Below are 16,802 nucleotides of genomic sequence, written 5' to 3'. Positions count from 1 at the left end.
CCAGGTCCGCAAAATTGTTCCTGCAGGCGCACGGAACGCGAAATGCGCGCTTCATTCTTTCACGCGCGCTGCCTCAATGATTTGGGGCGCGTCGAAAAGCGCGCCGTTTTCCCTTTGACAAACTAGATACGTTATAACATAACAAAACCAAGTTATCGCCCACCCTGCCAAAATGGAAATCCGATGTCGAAATCACGTATGCTTCTTGCTGGTGCGTTTGTTGCCGCAGCCCAGTTTGCCCTTCCTGCTGCCGCATGGGCGGCAGATGCGCCCAAAGTTGTGGCTTCGATCAAACCTATTCATTCCATTGCCGCAGCCATCATGCAGGGTGTGGGTGAACCGGAATTGCTGGTAAAGGGGGCTGCATCACCGCATACCTATTCCTTGCGCCCGAGCGAGGCCAAGGCCCTGCAAAATGCCGATCTGGTGATTTATGTGTCGCCCGAACTGGAAGGTTTCCTGGAAAAGCCGCTGACATCGCTTTCGACAAACGCGAAGGTCATGGAACTGGCGGAAGCCACGGGTGTAAAAACCCTGGAAATGCGCGAAGGCGGCGCGTTTGAACCGCACCATCATGGCGATGACGATGACCATGATGACGGCGATCATGATGAAGACCATGACCACGATCATGCCGATGCGGACCACGATCACGACCACGAACATCATCACCATGATGAAGGCGACCCGCATATCTGGTTAAGCCCGGAAAACGGCAAAGCCATTGCCACCGATATTGCCGACCAGCTTGCCGAGATCGACCCCGACCATGCCGATTTTTATCGTGCAAACCTGAAAAGCCTGCTTGGCAAAATCGATGCAACGAAGGATGATCTTGCCAGCCGTGTCAGCACGGTAAAAGACAAACCCTTCATCGTGTTTCACGATGCCTACCAATATCTGGAACATAGCTTTGGCTTGCAGGCTGTCGGATCCATCACCATTTCACCAGACCGCAAACCCGGTGCAAAACGCCTGCACGACATTGAAAGCAAAATCACGTCGAGCGGTGCTGCCTGTGTCTTTGCCGAACCGCAGTTCAAGCCTGCCATTGTCCAGTCAATTGTCGCCGATACCGGCGCACGCACGGGAACACTCGACCCGTTAGGAGCCAATATTGACGCCGGACCGAATGCCTATCTCGACATTTTGTCACAGAATATCGACTCACTGGCGAGTTGCCTCAAAGGTTAAACCCCTAACCTTTTGGCAAAGGGCGTCGCACCCCGTTTCGCGGGGTGCGCGCTTTTTGCGTTCTGGCACCCGATCCATCATTGCCATGCTGGTCGGTGTCCTGTCGCTGGCCTGCTTTGCACCCGCAGCCTTTGCTCACCCCCATGTCTGGATCGACAGCCAGGCGACCATGATCTTTTCCGAACACAAAATCACATCCATCCGCATGGTCTGGATTTTCGATGACATGTTCAGCCTGACGGTGATGGACCAGTTCGATCACAACCATGACCGCCGTTTTTTCGACCAGGAAAATGACGAAGTCCGCGACAATGCCTTTGTCGCACTGGCCGATATCGGCTTTCTGACCTATCTGCGCCGTAACGAAGAAGTGGTGAAAGTCGCGGGTTTTCACGATTTTGTTGCCGATATCACCGATGACGGGCGCGTCAAATACAGCTTCACACTTGACCTTGCCGAACCGGTAGACCCGGTTGCCGACCAGATCGGCCTTTCGGTTTATGATTCCGAATTTTTTATTGATGTCGGCTTTGCCCAGAAGGACCCGATCCTGTTTTCCGGCAATGACGGCCTGACCTGCAGCTACAAGATGGGCGAAGATGACAAACACCGCATCTATTTTGACATGGTTTCACCGCAGCGGGCCGACATCACCTGCCAGTAACCCTGCCGGACCAGGTTGCAAAGGCCAAACAGGCGAATCAAGCCGAACCAGCTCTATCCGGCGTTTGGGCATGTTTGCGATGTTAACCGTTATGTTTGCCATGCTTTTTACCCTGGCAAGCCCGCAGGGCGCACATGCGCAAACGGCCGAACTTCTGGGCCGCCGCAGCGCGCCAAGCGACAGTGCAGCAACCGAACCCGCCTATAAAATGCCCGACTGGCTGGCAAATATTGTTGGCGGGGCGATGAAGGTTCAAATCCAGTTGAACCGCGAAATGACAGCAACCCTGCGCGAAGCCAAACAGGGCAATAGCTGGTGGCCAGCGCTTAGCATTATTGCCCTGTCATTTGCCTATGGCGTGTTTCACGCTGCCGGGCCTGGCCACGGCAAAATGGTGACCAGCACCTATTTCCTGTCACGCGATGCGGGCTGGAAACAGGGGGTTGCCATGGGCGCGCTGATTGCCGCGACACAGGCCGTCAGTGCAATTGCACTGGTGGGTATTCTGGGGCTTGTTTTTGACCTTGGCCCGGCCGAAATCACGCGCAATGGCCTGCTGCTGGAACTGGCATCTTACGCGCTGATTGTAGTGATGGGCGGCTATATGTGCCTGCGCATCGCCCAGGGCCGCGATGATTGCTGCGATCATGGGCCGATTGGCCACACGCACGACCATAACCACCATCATAACCACAGCCATGATCATCACGAACATGATGGGCACAGCCATGACGGACATGACCATGCAGGGCATTTGGCAGAAGCACACAGCCACGACCATGAGCATGTAGAACCCAAAGCAGCACAAACCGGCCGTTACAACGCCATTACCAGCGCGATTATTGTTGGTCTGCGGCCCTGTACCGGGTCGATATTGATGCTGCTATTTACCCTGGCAAACGGATTGTTTCTGGTGGGTATTGTTGCGGCCTTTGCCATGGCGTTTGGCGTTGCCCTTACCGTCAGTGCCATTGGTCTTGCGGCCATTGGCATTCGTTTTGGCAGCCAGAAACTGTTTTCCCTGCCGCCTGTATGGTCAGACTGGATCAGACGTATTGTCGGGTTTGGTGGTGCAGCCCTGATTACCCTGTTTGGAGTAATCCTGTTTTTATCGGCCAGCCACCAGATGGGCTGGATCTAGATGGGCAGCTTCTGACAGGGTCGTTTTGCTGGCTGAGCACATGTAACACTGCCCTGCCCTTCTCTCTTCTCCTCCTCTGCCGTCTCCTCCTCTACCGTCACAAACCCGCTGCGAAACTGCGCTAATCCGTCGACGTTGCCTTGCCTTTGCGGTGGGCGCGAAGGGTGCTGATTTGCGTGCCATATTGGGCGCGAAAAGCACGGCTAAGTGTTGCAGGCGATGAAAACCCGGTTTGCAGGGCGATTTGCGCAACAGGAAGCCCGGTTTGTGTTGCAAGGTCACGCGCACGGCCAAGGCGCAAAAGCTGATAATATTTACCCGGTGACATCGATAATTCGCGCTGAAACAGCCGGTCCAGCGACCGTAACGACAATGATGCCTGCCCTGCGATAAAATCCAGCGACACCGGGTTTTCGATATGATCCATCATCACATCGATGGCCGCCAGAAAACCCGGCACATCGGACCGATGTTTAAGGATATTTGCGCCCCTGTTGCCGCGATGCTGGCGCTCGGCGTCATAGACAAACAGGTTGGCAGCATCAAAGGCCATGGCCGGGCCGAAATTTTGCCCCAGCAGATGCAGCATCAAATCCAGAACTGTCGAGGCCCCACCACTGGTGATGTATTTGCCGGCAAAAACAAACCGGTCGCGTGAGGTTTCGACCTCGGGAAAGGTTTCGGCAAAATCGGCAAATTCCTGCCAGTGAATGGTGGCCTGCGCCCCATCGAGCAAACCAGCAGCTGCCAGCAGCCACGCCCCCGTATCCAGGCCGACAACAAACCGTGCCCGCCCGGCAAGCTGGCGTAATTGCGTGCGATTGCGCCCCGTTACGTGGCCGCGCATGTCATACCCGGCAATGACAACCAGATAATCATAACGATCCGGGTTTTCGATGGGGCAATCGGGCTGGATTTGAATATTGCTGGAACTGCGCGCGATCCGGTTTTCGGGCGTGCAAATATGCCAGCCAATATTTGGCCCCTGCGAAAGGTTGCGTACGGCACGCAATGGTTCCAGCGCGCTGGCAAGAACCATGTTGGAAAAGCCGTCAAACAGCAAAAAGCGAAAAGACATGTGGTTTGGCATGAAGTGCAAATTAACTGGCAGTTAAGGCAAATATCAATCGCATTTTCCGCGTTAGGCTGCTGGCAGGTCAAAAGAAACAGGACATGCACCATGCCGCTTACCATGAATCGCAATGTTTTCATTACCGCCGCCATTACCGGGTCTGGCGCGACACAGGATAAATCGCCCCATGTGCCACGTTCGCCCGAAGAAATAGCCAATGCCGCCATTGATGCGGCCAAGGCCGGTGCCGCGATTGTGCATTGCCATGTCCGTGACCCGGAAACCGGCGCGCCATCGCGCGATGGCCGTTATTACCGCGAAGTCACCGAACGCATCCGCGCATCCGATACCGATGTAGTTTTGAACCTGACGGCAGGCATGGGCGGCGACATTGTTTTTGGATCGACCGAATCGCCCCTGCCCCTGAATGAAGCATCAACCGACATGGTTGGTGCCAGCGAACGCATGGCCCATATCGCCGATTGCCTGCCGGAAATTTGCACCCTTGATTGCGGCACCATGAATTTTGCCGAAGCCGATTATGTCATGACCAACACACCGGGCATGTTGCGCGCCATGGGGCAGATGATGACGGATCTTGGCGTCAAACCCGAAATCGAGGCATTTGATACCGGGCATTTATGGTTTGCCAAGCAATTGGTGACGGAAGGCATTTTGACCAGCCCCGCACTGGTGCAGTTGTGCATGGGTATTCCCTGGGGTGCACCCAATGACCTGAACACATTTATGGCGATGGTCAATAATGTGCCTGCCGACTGGAACTGGTCGGCATTTTCGCTGGGCCGGGACCAAATGCCTTATGTTGCCGCATCGGTACTGGCCGGGGGCAATGTGCGTGTTGGCCTGGAAGACAACCTGTTCTTGAAAAAGGGTGTTCTGGCAACCAATGCCCAACTGGTTGAACGCGCAGCAGGCATTATTGAAGGCATGGGTGCATCGCTGATGGGGCCGGAAGATGTGCGCAAAATGCTGGGCCTGACCAAACGGGAGCCGAAATAATGACCCATACCGAAATTAACCGCCAAACAACCGCCCCCCACAGCCCGAACCGCAAAGCCGCAATTATTGGCGGCGGTGTTATTGGTGGCGGCTGGGTTGCGCGGTTTTTGTTAAATGGCTGGGATGTATCGGTTTACGACCCGGACCCGGACGCCGAACGCAAAATTGGCCTTGTCCTGGCCAATGCCCGGCGCAGCCTGCCTGCCCTTTATGACGTATCCCTGCCGCCCGAAGGCAGCCTGCAATTTTGCAGCAGCCTTGCCGATACGGTTGCCGGTGCCACCTGGATTCAGGAAAGTGCACCCGAACAGCTGGCGATCAAACATCGTATTTTAGGTGAAATTCAGCAATTCGCCCCGGATGATGCCATTATCGGGTCTTCGACATCGGGCTTCAAACCATCCGAATTGCAGGAAAATGCCACGAAGCCCGGGCAAATTGTGGTCGCACACCCGTTTAACCCGGTTTACCTGCTGCCATTGATTGAAATTGTCGCGTCCGATAAATCCGACGCGGCATTTGTTCGCAATGCGTGCGATGTTTTGCGCGATATTGGCCTGAAGCCGCTTTTGATTGGCAAGGAAATTGACGCCCATATTGCCGACCGCCTGCTGGAAGCCGTTTGGCGCGAAGGGCTATGGCTGGTTAATGATGGCATTGCCACCACCGAAGAAATTGACGATGCCATCCGGTTCGGGTTTGGCCTGCGCTGGGCGCAAATGGGCCTGTTTGAAACCTATCGCATTGCCGGTGGCGAAGCCGGTATGAGCCACTTTATTGCCCAGTTTGGCCCGGCATTGAAATGGCCCTGGACGAAATTGATGAATGTGCCGGACCTGACCCCGGAACTGATCGCAAAAATTGCCGATCAATCCGATGCGCAATCAGGCCATTTATCCATTCGCGAGCTGGAGCGCCTGCGCGATGACAACCTGGTTGGCATGATGCGCGCCCTTAAAAAATCGGGCAGTGGTGCGGGCGGCACCATCAATGACCATGAACAGGCTTTGCGCCAGTCGATTGCCAGCAATGGTGCATCGGCCACGGCACAATTACCGCAAACCGTTTCACGCCCGGTCCCGCAAAGCTGGACCGATTATAACGGCCATATGAACGAAGCCCATTATCTCGAGGCATTCGCCCAGGCCAGCGATACCTTCATGGCATTGATTGGCGCCGATGATGCCTATATCGCCGCGGGCAAAAGCTTTTTTACCGCCGAAAGCCACCTGCGCCACATTGCCGAGGCCAAAGCAGGCCAGCGCATTTCGATCACAAGCCAGGTATTAAGTGCTGCGGGCAAAAAAATGCAGCTGTTTCACTGCATGTATGGCCCGGACAATGACCTGATCGCCACCTGCGAAACCCTGCTGATCCATGTGGATTTAACCACGCGGCGCGCCTGCCCGCCCGAAGATGCCGTTGCTGGCAAACTGGCCGAATTTGCCACAAGCCACGCCAGCCTGCCCATCCCCGATGGTGCGGGAAGACATGTTGGGCAAAAACCGGCCTGATCTGCCAAACACCTGGTAAAAAGAACAGGCCCGAAACACCGGTTTCGGGCCTGTTTTATATTTCGCAATGACCACCCGTTCAAAGACAGGTGAACGCTTTAGATAGCATCAGCCAAAGCGGCCGGTGATGTAATCACGGGTGCGGGCTTCGCGCGGATTGGTGAACAATTCGCGGGTCGGGCTGATTTCCACCAGATCGCCCAGATACATGAAGGCCGTATAATCCGACGTACGGGCGGCCTGCTGCATATTATGGGTCACGATGATGATGGTGTAATCGGCGCGCAGTTCCGAAATCAGTTCTTCGATTTTCATCGTCGAAATCGGGTCCAGGGCCGATGCCGGTTCATCAAGCAGCAGAACTTCGGGATTCAGCACCACCGAACGGGCAATGCACAAACGCTGCTGCTGGCCACCTGACAGGCCATTGCCGCTGGCATGAAGTTTGTCTTTAACCTCGTCCCACAGGGCAACCTTGCGCAGGCCCCATTCAACCCGTTCATCCATTTCGGATTTGCTGAGCTTTTCATACATGCGCACGGCAAAGGCGATGTTTTCGTAAATCGACATCGGAAACGGTGTCGGTTTTTGAAACACCATGCCAACGCGGGCACGCAGATTGTTCAAATCCTTGCCAGTTGCGAGGATGTTTTCCCCATCAAGCAGAATTTCACCCGTCGCCGTCTGGTTCGGATAAAGCGAATAGATACGGTTCAAGGTGCGCAAAAGTGTTGATTTACCACAGCCTGACGGCCCGATCAGCGCGGTCACGCTGCGATCATGGAAATCCAGCGAAATTGAATTCAGCGTTTTGTTCTTGCCGTAATAAAAATCAAGATTACGAACGCTCAGCTTTACCGGGGTTGGTTCGGCAACCGGGGCGTGAGCAACGATATCATCGGGAAGAGCCTGAAACATGCTCATGATTAACCTTTCATCCGGCTTTTGGCTGCCAGCAAAGTCCGTGCGGCAATGGTAAGCCCCAGCACGGCAAGAGTAATAAGCAATGCCCCCGCCCAGGCGAGCGAGCGCCAGTCGTCATAGGGGCTCATGGCAAAGTTGAAAATCACCACCGGCAGGTTTGCCATCGGCTTATTCAGGTTTGCGCTCCAGAACTGGTTATTCAGCGAGGTAAACAGAAGCGGTGCAGTTTCACCGCTGATGCGTGCCACCGCCAGCAAAGCCCCGGTCATAAGGCCCGGACCAGCCGCACGGTAGGATACCTGCATAATGATCCGCCAGCGCGGAATACCCAGGGCAGCGGCGGCTTCGCGCAGGCTGTCGGGGACAAGAAGCAGCATGTCTTCTGAGGTACGCACAACAACCGGCAGGGCGATAACTGCCAGTGCAATGGCGCCGGCATACCCCGAAAAATGCCCCATCGGCACAACAACCAGTTCGTAAACAAACAGGCCGATCAGGATGGACGGGGCCGAAAGCAGGATGTCGTTAATGAAACGTACCACTGACGATATTTTGGAATAACGGCCATATTCCGCCAGATAGGTGCCAACGAACAAACCCACGGGAATGCCGAGGATGGTGGCAATGCCCACCATCATCAGTGACCCGACAATGGCGTTCAACAGGCCGCCGTCGGAACCGGGCGGCGGTGTCATTTCGGTAAACAGTTTGACCGAAATGGCCGAAAAACCCTCGCCGAACAACGACCACAGGATCCAGGCCAGCATGGCAACGCCCAAAAGCGTAACCAGATGGGCCATGGTCATATGGAACATCGAAACGATGCGGCGGCGCATATACATGCGGCGCTGATAGGGTGTGGAAACCTGACGTTCGGTCGTTTGCTTGACCGGTGCTTGAACTGACATTTTATGTCCTTTCCCTTTCCCGGCCTAGTGGCCTGCCTGCTTTTTCAGGCGCAGCAAAAACAGCCGCGCAACTGCCAGCACGATGAAGGTGATGACAAACAGGGTAAGACCCAGTGTTACCAGTGCCGATGTGTGCAGCTTGGAATCGGCCTCGACAAATTCATTGGCAATCGATGATGAAATGGTGGCACCCGGCCCCATGATGGACGCCGTCAAACGGTGCGAATTACCAATAACAAAGGTAACAGCCATGGTTTCACCAAGCGCACGGCCAAGACCCAGCATCACCGCGCCAACGGTCCCTGCCCGGCAATAGGGCAGAACGATGCGATAGACCACTTCCCAGCGGGTGCAGCCCAGCCCATAGGCTGATTCCTTGAGAACGGCGGGAACAGTGGTGAAAACGTCGCGCATCATGGCGGTGATGAACGGCACAATCATGATCGCCAGAATGATGCTGGCGGTAAAAATGCCAATGCCCATCGGCGGGCTGGCAAAAAGCGGCCCGATCACCGGAAGCGGTGCCAGATTGGCCATAACCCAGCGCTGGATGACGGTGCCAAATGTCGGGGCGAAAACAAACAGGCCCCACATGCCGTAAATGATACTGGGAATGGCAGCGAGCATTTCAATCGCCACACCCACCGGGCGGGCAATCCAGGCTGGGGCAAGTTCGGTCAGGAAAATGGCAATGCCAAAGCTGACGGGAACACCGATCAGAAGCGCTATAACAGCTGTGATCAGGGTCTGGATGATGGCGGGAAGCGCGCCATAAACATCCGTGACAGGGTTCCATTCGGCGCTGATGAAAAAGCCCAGCCCCTGGTTTTTGAGCACCGGAATACTGCCCACCACCAGAAAAGCAAGAATGGCCACCAGCAGGACCAGAACGAACATTGCCAGCCCGAATGTCAGGTTATGAAAACCACGATCAAATGCCGGTCTGAACTGTTTTACGGACACCGCAATAAACCTGTTTTTTAGGGAAAAATATAACGACCTTTAAAACACCAAAGCCCGCCGCCGAGATCGTTCGGCGGCGGGTTGGTCAGGTAAGTTATGCAGCAAACTTACCAGATCTTCTTGCCATCGCTGCCCTTGACGTCGGCGGTCCAGGTCTTTTCAACCATGTCGACGACGTTTTCCGGCATGGCGACATAGTCAAGCTTGTCGGCAATGTCGCTGCCATTCTTGAAGGACCAGTCAAAGAATTTCAGAACTTCTTTGGCGGTTTCGGCATTGTCCTGGGATTTGTGAACCAGGATGAAGGAAGCAGCCGTGATCGGCCAGCTTTTCGCACCCGGCTGGTTGCCGAGGATCAGGTAGTAACCCGGTGCATTTGCCCAATCGGCATTTGCAGCTGCTGCGGCAAAGGAACCGGCAGTCGGGGAAACGAATTCGCCGTCTTTGTTCTGCATCTGGGTATAGGCCAGGTCATTCTGCAGAGCGTAGGCATATTCAACATAACCGATCGAACCGTCGATCTGTTTGGTGTAGGAAGCAACACCTTCGTTGCCCTTGCCACCAACGCCGACCGGCCACTGAACCGATTTGTTAACTCCGATGCTGTCTTTCCATTCCGGGCTGACGGCAGCGAGGTAGTTGGTGAAGTTGAAGGTGGTACCTGAACCATCCGAACGTTCAACAACCGAAATGGCTTCTGACGGCAGTTTCAGATCCGGGTTCAGATCGGCAATTGCCTTGTCGTCCCATTTGGTGATTTTGCCAAGATAGATGTCGGCAAGAACCTGACCGGAAAGCTTAACGTCGCCGCCTTTGATCCCTTTGATGTTAACAACAGGAACAACGCCGCCCATGATCATCGGCCACTGAACCAGACCTGCTTCATCGAGCTCTTCTTTGGTCAGCGGTGCGTCAGATGCGCCAAAGTCAACGGTGCTGGCTTTGATCTGCTTGATGCCGCCGCCCGAGCCGATCGACTGGTAGTTCATCTTGACACCGGTTTTTGCTTCATAGGCTTCGGCCCATTTTGCATAAACCGGATAGGGGAAGGTCGCACCGGCACCAGAAATTTCGGTAGCCTGTGCCGAAGCAAATACACCGGCAGCCATCAAAAGAGCAGCACCACCCAGGATGCTCTTCTTAAACGTCGTCAGCATGTAGTTCTCCCAATCACCGTAACGGCAAAATCAAAAAATCAGGAAGATTTGACTGTCGGCCGGATGCCGAAACCAAACTTCTGGAATGAATTTTCGCCCCGGCTTGCTGTCTGCCGTTGCGATGGCGCAGAACCTACACCCGGATTTTTCGATTTTTTCCTACAGTTTTGTGAAATCGTTCACACATGAGGGAACCAGTCCGTGAAACACCAGAACCTATGGTTCAAAATTAATTCGATAACAAAAACAAAGCACAGGCTAACATTTCTGCGAAAAATTCATAAAAACAGCAACTTGCCCGACAGGCTGAAACGCCAAAACTGAAACCAAAAGAAAAGCCTGTCACTGTGAAACAGATCACAATGACAGGCTTGGGCTTCTTGTATTTTCGCGAATTTTAAGGTCCGAAACAAATCTGTTTGTCACATTTCGGGACCAAAACCGGATTATTCCGACTGGAACTGCCCCGGAATCCGGTAAAGATCGGCGCCGGGAATGGCATGCAGGAATCCATTTGCAAGGTTGATATCCCCCGCCACGGCCAGGATTTCGGCACGGGCTTCATCCGGGGAAATTCCACCAGTCAACAACCGGCGATAGAGGGTGACAATCGCCACCATGTCGCACCGATGCGGCGACAGGCGGAACAGGCTGACGCCCATTTCACGCAGATCAGCCATTTCTGCTGAAAGCTCCAGATAGCTGCCAGAAAGCGTTTGCAGGCCATTCACCGCAAGGAATGGCGCGCCATCAAGGGTATCAACATCCATGCCGTCGGGCATATTGCCGCAGACATACCGGCAACCATCCTTATGCAGGCCATTGGCACGCGCGGAATAACACCGGGCCGAAATAGCCAGCGGCACACGGCCAAAAACCTGCATTTCCATTTCGGCATCGCGCCCGGCGGCACACAAGCTGGCAATCGAGGGCTCGGGCAGCTCCCACGGCAGGGCAATGCGGGTGGCACCCCGTTCGATCATGTAACGCAGCGTGCCTTCGTTATAGATATTCACATATGGCCCAACCATATGGGGCCGCCCGCCCAGAACACCAATTGTTGACAGGTCGTTGGCCTCGATCAGGATATCGGGCAGTTCGACCAGATCGCGAATCATGCCAACTTCCCGATCCCCCATGACAAGTGCCAGGGATGAATAAACAACCTGTTTGCCTGCGCGCTGAAGCCTTTCAATAACGCCGGGCCATTCGCGGTCAAAAAACGGCATGCGTTTGGCGCAAACAACTTCACCCACATGCACAACATCAATATCGGCTTCATCGGCGATGCGGGCGTAAAAATCGCGCAGATAATCGGGCTGCCAGTGAAACAGAACCGGGCCCATCACCAGCCGCGCGGGGGCTGGCATTGCGGGTTTTAACGGGGAAATTTCGATGCTCATTGCCAGGTCCTTCGATAGGCGCCGGTGGTGTTGCTTTGGCCTTCGGTCATGTGTGAAAGCTTGCTTTCGCTGGTGGCTTGGCCTGCCGCGATCTGGTCAAGCGCGCGGCGGAAGCTGCCCACGACCTGCGCGATATAGGCCTTGCCGCGCTGGCGACCTTCAATTTTAAGCGCGGTTACACCGGCTGCGGCCAGTTCGGGCAACATGCTGGTAACATCCAGGCTGGTGGGTTCTTCAAACAGGTAGCCCGCCTTGCCCATGGCGCGAAACCGGCCCTTGCACAGGGTGGGATAACCCACCGTTTCCGATGCCCCATAAACATTGATGGTGAAATCCCCCAGCCGGGAAATGGTGGCATCGCCGCGTTCTTCGTAATGCACATGGTGGGCGGGCGAACATACCCCGTTCATATTGGGGCTTTCACCCGTGGCATAGGAGGATAGCGAACAGCGCCCCTCGGCCATCACGCACATGCCACCAAAAGCGAAAACTTCGGTTTCAACGCCGATTTGCCGGTTCAGGCTGGCAATTTCATCAAGCGATAAAACACGCGGCAACACCACGCGACGCACACCAAATTCACGGTGATAAAAACGGATCGCCTCGACATTCGATGCCGATGCCTGCACCGAAAGATGCAGTCGCGCATCGGGGTGGCGGTCACGCGCATAGCGAAGCAGGCCGATATCGGCAAGAATGACCGCATCCACACCAATGGCAACGGCATCATCCACCGCCTTGTGCCACAACGATTCGTTACCTGCCGTGGGATAGGTATTGCAGGCCAGGTAAACATGCGTTCCGCGGGAATGGGCAAATTCGGTTTCGGCGGCCAGTTCTTCGCGCGAAAAATTCAGGCCGGGGAAATTACGGGCATTGGTTTCATCGCGAAAGCCGCAATAAACCACATCCGCTCCCGCTTCGACGGCGGCGCGCAAACTGGCAGGTGTACCCGCCGGACATACAAGTTCCATTAAACTGCTCCGCCCTGGTTAAGGTGATTGTTCTGGTCCATCGCCGGCATTGAAAAATCGTCTTTGGTGGAATTGGCATAATCCGCCGCGCTAAACCCCGGTGCGGTAGTGACTCCTGCACCGGCAGCATCCACGTCCGCATCTGTCGCACTATTTAAAGGCGCGGCACGCATACGGGCGGGTTGGCGGCGGCGTATCTGGGATTCGGCGCTGGCAAGGCGCAGGGATATATCCTCGACCCGGTCCTGAAGCCCTGCTTGTTTTTTGTCAGTCGGCCCAGCAAAGGCATGGGTAAACCGCGCCATGTCGCGGTCCAGGCGATGATAGCCGCGTTCAGCAACGGCCAGGGCACGGCGGGCAACCGGGCCCAGCATGCCGAAACTTTCAATAACGGCGCGACGAATATCAATCGTTTCACCATCCAGCGCATTGCGCAGGGCAACGACAATATCGGTACGGCCTTCAATTTTCAGGGTGCGGGAAAAAAACAGGGCATCGCCATCGGACGTGCCTTCCAGCAACTGCAACAATGCAGGCAATGGACCGATGATGGTGGCCTGTGCCACCGCACGGTCCTCTGCGGTGGCACGGCGCAACACCGACTTTACCGGGTCCAGCCGCAAATAAAGATCCATCCCCAGATCAACCGGCGAAACAACAATGCCAATACCAAGACCTGCCGTTCTACCGGGCTGTTTTGCTTCATCCGCCCCCGATGGCGACGTGCCAACGGACCGGCCACCTTTCAGGTTTTCGGGACCAAAACGGTCAAACACGGCGGGATGGCGCGATTGCATGGTGGCAATCGCATGGGCAAGAACACGATCGATCAGCCAGCCGGGCAAGGCCGCCACAACCGGCCCCAGCAACAAAAACGGCGTAAAAGCCGGACGCGCAACAGGCAACGGATTTTCTCCGGTTGGAATGGAAACCGGCACATCGTAAATCCGCGCTTATCCGCTGCGTTGACTTCTATCAAATCATTGAAAAATATGATTTTTTGTTATTTTAATTAAAGGCGTATCGCCCGGATATCGCATCAAAGCTGGAATTCTTCGGCAATACCGCGCGATGCATCGATCAGGGCATTCATCACCAGGCGCACCCGTGGGGATCGGCGCATATCGGGATGCACCACCAGCCAGATGGGTTCGCGTTCCTCGCCTTTGTCATCCCCATGGATCAATGTCAGGCGGGTATCGGTATCACCCAGATAGCGCGGCAACACCCCAACCCCCAGCCCGGCGGCAATAAAGGCCTGTACCGATGCGGTATCATTGGCACGCAGGCGACATAAAATATCGCGACCCAAAAGCCGCCTTACCCAGTCCGCCTTGGACAGGCCATAGGCGGTATCGTCATAACCGCATAATTCCCACGATTCTTCATCGACATTGGCGACATAATCATGCGCGCCATAAAGGCCAACACCCAGTTCGGCCAGCTTTTGTGCAATCAGGCCCGGTTCGGTGGGGGTAACCATGCGCACCGCAATATCGGCTTCGCGCCGGGCAAGGTTGGCAACATGGGATGACCCGATCAGTTCAAATTCCAGCCCCTTATATTCTGCCAGCAAGGCAGCCAGCCGCGGGGCAAACAAAATGCGCCCTGCCACCGGCGGCACGGAAATGCGCACCACACCACTGGCAATTTCACTGCTATTTGCCATGCGTTCAAAGGCAAGGGCATCTTCCTCGACCCGTTCGGCAAGGGGTACAAGCTGTTGCCCATCGGGGGTCAGTTGCCAGCCGGCTGGCATACGGTCAAAAAGTTTGGTGCCAACAGCGCGTTCAAGGGCTTCAACCCGGCGGGCGACTGTTGTGTGCTCCTTGCGTAAACGCCGGGCCGCACCCGACAAGGTCCCTTCCTGTGCCAGCACAAGAAAAAACCTTAAATCGTCCCAGTTCACAACGCTTCCTCCTGAAATTGCGGTGTGCATTTTTGCACATGAACTATGCAAAACATACAAATTTCAGGGTGATTTTGCATATGCGAGTATGCGCCCGATTCGAGATTCGATTTCCTTGCATACGCATACGAGGCTTACAATGGCACATTTCAATACTCCGACCCTTGAGCCGGACTTTATCAACCCCGCACCGCTTCGCATCAGTGCGCGCCTGCGCGAATTTGGCACCCTGCTTTACCGTCAGGCTCAGAAACTGGCGCGCTGGTATCAGGGGCAAATTCTGATGGCTGACCTGAACGATCGCATGCTGCGCGACGGCGGCCTTGAACGCGACGTGCTTGGCATTCAGCCGCGCCTTGCGGAAACCAGCCCGTTCCTGAAACAGTCCCTGCGTGACTGATGCGCATAAAGCCGCGATCCCATCGGACTGACCATTTCATCTGATCCGCATGACATTTTCCATGTCATGCGGATTTTTCTTGCGCCTTTCATAACATCAGCCTGCCCCTTTTGCGGACGTCAGGCAACAAAGCCCCGATCGTTCGAAGACAGATAACGCAACTGATGTTGAAATAATTACCCGCTGCCTTCACCCATTCATGGGTTTTACGGTTTTAACGCCGACAAATTCGCCCCGCCCCAAACAGCAATACAGACAGAAACATCAACGCCATTTGGCCTGGCCTGTGCAGAAACACGATTGCTCGGGCAAGGGATGTGCAAAAATAAACATCAAACCTGCAAAAACAGCTAATTCCCGTGCTATTTTGCATATGGCAGCATGAAGCATATCAAAAAGGCAACCAGATGGAGGGCACTATGTCCATGCTGCCAATGACACATCTTGATCGTATCGTGATCAATACCACGCCCGTTCCGGGATCTTCGCTTAGCAAAAAGCTGATACAGGCTTTCATCACCCGGCTGGTGCGCATACGCCAGGCACGCCAGCAACGCCAATTGATGGACCAGTTGAGCGAACACCAGTTACGCGATGTCGGGCTTGAACGGGTTCATGACGGCCATGACTGGCACCTTCACCCGATCGAGCAACCCAAAACAGGCCGTCATCGTTAAGCTGTTTTGGCCTGTCGATCGTGTAAACGCGCAACTGGCGACCTGCCATTCCGGCAAAATCACCGCCATAGGCTTCATGCCATAATGCAAACGGCCCCTTCACCGTATTTGGAAGGGGCCGTTTCTTTTCGGTTTTAAAGGCATCGGGCAGAAGCCTGGCTGCTAATGCGGCATCACGCCTTGCCCTGCCCTGCCTTTATGCCTTGCCGTTCTGGCCGGGCATTATGCCTTGCGCAGGGATGCGACCTTGTCGGTTGCTTCCTGTGCCAGGCGCGTAATCGTTGCCCAGTCACCGGCTTTGACGGCATCCTTGGGTGCAACCCAGGACCCGCCAACGGTGATGATGTTGGGAAGGGCAATGTAATCAGCCAGATTGGACAGAGAAACACCACCGGTCGGGCAGAATTTAACCTGCGGCAGCGGCCCACCCAGCGCCTTAAGCATCGAAACACCACCCTGCTGTTCAGCCGGGAAGAATTTCAAAACGTCATAACCATGATCCAGCAGGTTCATGATTTCCGACGGCGTACCAGCACCGGGCAGAAGCGGAACGCCCGTGTCCCTGGCAGCAGCCAGCAAACCCGCACTGTGGCCCGGCGAAACCGCAAAGGCACAGTTGATTTCAGCCATGCGTTCCATCTGCTTGGCATTGATCACGGTGCCAGCACCGGTAATTGCCTCGGGGACTTCGGCAATAATACGCTGGATGCTTTCTTCGGCTGCTGCCGAACGCAGGGTGATTTCCAGAACCTTGAGACCACCGGCAACCAGTGCCTTTGCCAGCGGCACGGCATCATTGGCATCTTCGATGACCAGCACCGGAACAACCGGGGCCTGTGAGAGAATTTCGCGTGAAGACAAAGCCATTTTTAGTTTCTCCTG

General features: G+C 55.1%; 17 protein-coding genes. 7 read left to right on the top strand and 10 right to left on the bottom strand.

What is annotated here, in order from left to right:
* Window positions 1-183 precede the first annotated feature (183 nt).
* The 3 genes from znuA to CSC3H3_RS05680 all read left to right on the top strand — a co-directional run bounded on the left by znuA (window position 184) and on the right by CSC3H3_RS05680 (window position 2,999).
* The gene (gene znuA / locus CSC3H3_RS05690; RefSeq protein WP_101284261.1) at window positions 184-1,194 is read left to right on the top strand and encodes a zinc ABC transporter substrate-binding protein ZnuA; all 1,011 of its coding nucleotides are present in this window, start codon (window positions 184-186) and stop codon (window positions 1,192-1,194) included.
* Between the two features lie 55 nt (window positions 1,195-1,249).
* Window positions 1,250-1,858, top strand: coding sequence for a DUF1007 family protein (locus tag CSC3H3_RS05685; RefSeq protein ID WP_245881298.1), 609 nt, complete (start codon window positions 1,250-1,252; stop codon window positions 1,856-1,858).
* A gap of 70 nt (window positions 1,859-1,928) precedes the next feature.
* On the top strand, window positions 1,929-2,999 hold the full coding sequence (locus CSC3H3_RS05680) for a nickel/cobalt transporter (RefSeq protein ID WP_245881297.1): 1,071 nt from the start codon (window positions 1,929-1,931) through the stop codon (window positions 2,997-2,999).
* Window positions 3,000-3,120: 121 nt separating this feature from the next.
* Here the strand turns inward: CSC3H3_RS05680 and CSC3H3_RS05675 are convergent, their stop codons facing one another.
* The gene (locus tag CSC3H3_RS05675; RefSeq protein WP_172963394.1) at window positions 3,121-4,077 is read right to left on the bottom strand and encodes a GlxA family transcriptional regulator; all 957 of its coding nucleotides are present in this window, start codon (window positions 4,075-4,077) and stop codon (window positions 3,121-3,123) included.
* 102 nt (window positions 4,078-4,179) lie between these two features.
* Between CSC3H3_RS05675 and bcoG the strand changes: the two genes are divergently transcribed.
* Window positions 4,180-5,091, top strand: coding sequence for a 3-dehydrocarnitine:acetyl-CoA trimethylamine transferase BcoG (gene bcoG, locus CSC3H3_RS05670; protein WP_101264170.1), 912 nt, complete (start codon window positions 4,180-4,182; stop codon window positions 5,089-5,091).
* Window positions 5,091-6,605, top strand: a complete 1,515-nt coding sequence (locus tag CSC3H3_RS05665) for a carnitine 3-dehydrogenase (RefSeq protein ID WP_101284259.1) — start codon at window positions 5,091-5,093, stop codon at window positions 6,603-6,605. The genes bcoG and CSC3H3_RS05665 overlap by 1 nt, the downstream gene beginning before the upstream one ends.
* Window positions 6,606-6,713: 108 nt before the next feature.
* Here CSC3H3_RS05665 and pstB read toward each other — a convergent pair whose 3' ends face one another.
* The 8 genes from pstB to CSC3H3_RS05625 form a co-directional block, all read right to left on the bottom strand.
* Complete coding sequence (gene pstB, locus CSC3H3_RS05660; protein ID WP_425444975.1) at window positions 6,714-7,529, bottom strand: phosphate ABC transporter ATP-binding protein PstB; 816 nt, start codon at window positions 7,527-7,529, stop codon at window positions 6,714-6,716.
* A 2-nt stretch (window positions 7,530-7,531) separates the two neighbouring features.
* Window positions 7,532-8,437 (bottom strand): phosphate ABC transporter permease PstA, encoded by a 906-nt coding sequence (pstA, locus tag CSC3H3_RS05655; protein WP_215907564.1) that lies wholly within the window; start codon window positions 8,435-8,437, stop codon window positions 7,532-7,534.
* 24 nt (window positions 8,438-8,461) lie between these two features.
* On the bottom strand, window positions 8,462-9,400 hold the full coding sequence (pstC, locus tag CSC3H3_RS05650) for a phosphate ABC transporter permease subunit PstC (protein WP_245881296.1): 939 nt from the start codon (window positions 9,398-9,400) through the stop codon (window positions 8,462-8,464).
* 107 nt (window positions 9,401-9,507) lie between these two features.
* On the bottom strand, window positions 9,508-10,557 hold the full coding sequence (gene pstS / locus CSC3H3_RS05645) for a phosphate ABC transporter substrate-binding protein PstS (protein WP_101264168.1): 1,050 nt from the start codon (window positions 10,555-10,557) through the stop codon (window positions 9,508-9,510).
* A 446-nt stretch (window positions 10,558-11,003) separates the two neighbouring features.
* The gene (gene ubiV, locus CSC3H3_RS05640; protein ID WP_245881295.1) at window positions 11,004-11,960 is read right to left on the bottom strand and encodes a ubiquinone anaerobic biosynthesis protein UbiV; all 957 of its coding nucleotides are present in this window, start codon (window positions 11,958-11,960) and stop codon (window positions 11,004-11,006) included.
* Window positions 11,957-12,934, bottom strand: coding sequence for a ubiquinone anaerobic biosynthesis protein UbiU (ubiU, locus tag CSC3H3_RS05635; RefSeq protein WP_101284258.1), 978 nt, complete (start codon window positions 12,932-12,934; stop codon window positions 11,957-11,959). The genes ubiV and ubiU overlap by 4 nt, the downstream gene beginning before the upstream one ends.
* A complete protein-coding gene (gene ubiT, locus CSC3H3_RS05630; RefSeq protein ID WP_245881294.1) occupies window positions 12,934-13,839 on the bottom strand; it encodes a ubiquinone anaerobic biosynthesis accessory factor UbiT in 906 nt (301 codons plus the stop codon). The genes ubiU and ubiT overlap by 1 nt, the downstream gene beginning before the upstream one ends.
* A 134-nt stretch (window positions 13,840-13,973) precedes the next feature.
* Complete coding sequence (locus CSC3H3_RS05625) at window positions 13,974-14,843, bottom strand: LysR family transcriptional regulator (RefSeq protein ID WP_101284257.1); 870 nt, start codon at window positions 14,841-14,843, stop codon at window positions 13,974-13,976.
* A gap of 139 nt (window positions 14,844-14,982) precedes the next feature.
* On the opposite strand from CSC3H3_RS05625, the gene CSC3H3_RS05620 reads away from it, so the two are divergent.
* Both CSC3H3_RS05620 and CSC3H3_RS05615 read left to right on the top strand, forming a co-directional pair.
* Entirely contained in the window at window positions 14,983-15,243 is a 261-nt protein-coding gene (locus CSC3H3_RS05620; RefSeq protein WP_101284256.1) for a hypothetical protein, read from the top strand.
* Window positions 15,244-15,662: 419 nt separating this feature from the next.
* A complete protein-coding gene (locus tag CSC3H3_RS05615) occupies window positions 15,663-15,920 on the top strand; it encodes a YjiS-like domain-containing protein (protein WP_157831844.1) in 258 nt (85 codons plus the stop codon).
* A gap of 222 nt (window positions 15,921-16,142) precedes the next feature.
* Here the strand turns inward: CSC3H3_RS05615 and CSC3H3_RS05610 are convergent, their stop codons facing one another.
* Window positions 16,143-16,787 carry a bifunctional 4-hydroxy-2-oxoglutarate aldolase/2-dehydro-3-deoxy-phosphogluconate aldolase gene (locus CSC3H3_RS05610; protein ID WP_101264163.1) on the bottom strand — a complete coding sequence of 215 codons (645 nt, stop codon included), beginning with the start codon at window positions 16,785-16,787 and terminating at the stop codon, window positions 16,143-16,145.
* Window positions 16,788-16,802 lie beyond the last annotated feature (15 nt).

It is taken from the genome of Thalassospira marina (assembly GCF_002844375.1).
In the GTDB taxonomy this organism is placed as follows: Bacteria; Pseudomonadota; Alphaproteobacteria; order Rhodospirillales; family Thalassospiraceae; genus Thalassospira; species Thalassospira marina.
Note: the sequence above shows the minus strand (reverse complement) of the source record. Positions and strands in the feature narration are given on the sequence as shown.